1 pseudogene is annotated in these 1,210 nt (G+C 47.9%); it reads right to left on the bottom strand.

The features are described from left to right. Window positions 1-1,103, bottom strand: a pseudogene (locus QVA83_RS16695) (insulinase family protein); the annotation flags it as partial. Window positions 1,104-1,210: the final 107 nt, after the last annotated feature.

The following is a 1,210-nucleotide window of genomic DNA, read 5'->3' on the forward strand; positions in this document are numbered from 1 at the left end:
TGTGCCAGCACCGCTTGTAGTCTTGACTGTTGATAGAACGCGATGCGATACACCCAGTGTGAGGCCAAATAACCAGAAGCCGAATTTGGAGAAGCCGACTCTAGAGTTGTTGAGGGCGATTGGATGGAAAACGGCGTTAAGTGCGAAGCAATGTGTTCAGCGTTAAAGCGTTTCAAATTGGTGGTCTTGTTGGCGAGTGGCCGCAATAAACGTGGAAGTGCAGGCAAGTGCTCTAACGCAATAAAATGTCGGTATTTAGAGGTAAGACGCGGCATTAAACGTAACTGTTCGCTATTGGAGGCGCTGGCCTGCGCGGAAAATCCCTTACGTGTCTTTCTAATCCGCTCGCGAGCGACTGACTTTTCAGGTGAAGGTAGAGGACGCAAATAGGAGTGTGATACCTTATTAGCACTCGCCACATAAGCGCTTTTGGTGGCACAATCTTTGGCGGTACACTTGTTCGAGTCCAACGCATCTTTTAGTTGCGCAAAATAGCGAATAGCCGCTCCCACACCTTCTGCGTGTTTAGCAGTGTCTGGCATCGACTTTGAAGGCCTAATATCAAATGAGGCGAGACACGCGGATACCACATGTTTTAGTTGTCGCAACCTTTTATCATTATCATCGCTCACGAGCTTGTGTGTCAGTTTTTTTGAAAGCTTTGGAAGTGCTTCTATCGAAAGCTCGCTTGCTGTTTCCTTCATCGCTTCGTTTGTGACGAGGCGAATTGCAAAATTGCCTTGTTGATTGATTTCGGGGTCGATAAATAAAGTGTTTTCAAGGCCTACTACGGTGCTAAGTGTTGCTTCTTGCTGTAGTAAACCATTTAAAAAGCACTGAGGAAACCACCAGGTTAATACATGTCTTATTGATTCGTTTTCGCCTTTTGTCGTTTGCGCATCAAGAGAGGCTTCTTTGTCTAAATGTGAGTGTTCACGTTGAGATGCGTGCTGACTCAGAGAGGCGTTTCTGTTCAGTGTTGATTCTTCGCTCAAAGCTGCTTTCTCGCTCCGGGCTGTTTCCGCGCTCAGGGCTGTTTGAGCGCTCAAGGCTGCTTCCACGCTCAGGGCTGCTTCCGCGCTCGCGGCTGTTTCCACGCTCAAGGCTGTAACAACCTCCTTGCACTGTTCAAAAAATTGGGCTGAATCACTGTAAACCAGCGTGGTGATATTGCTTGGCTGATACCACTGGCGTTTGTAGTCTTGAAGCG

This window comes from Alteromonas sp. AO-Serp (assembly GCF_017849675.1).
GTDB lineage: Bacteria > Pseudomonadota > Gammaproteobacteria > Enterobacterales > Alteromonadaceae > Alteromonas > Alteromonas macleodii.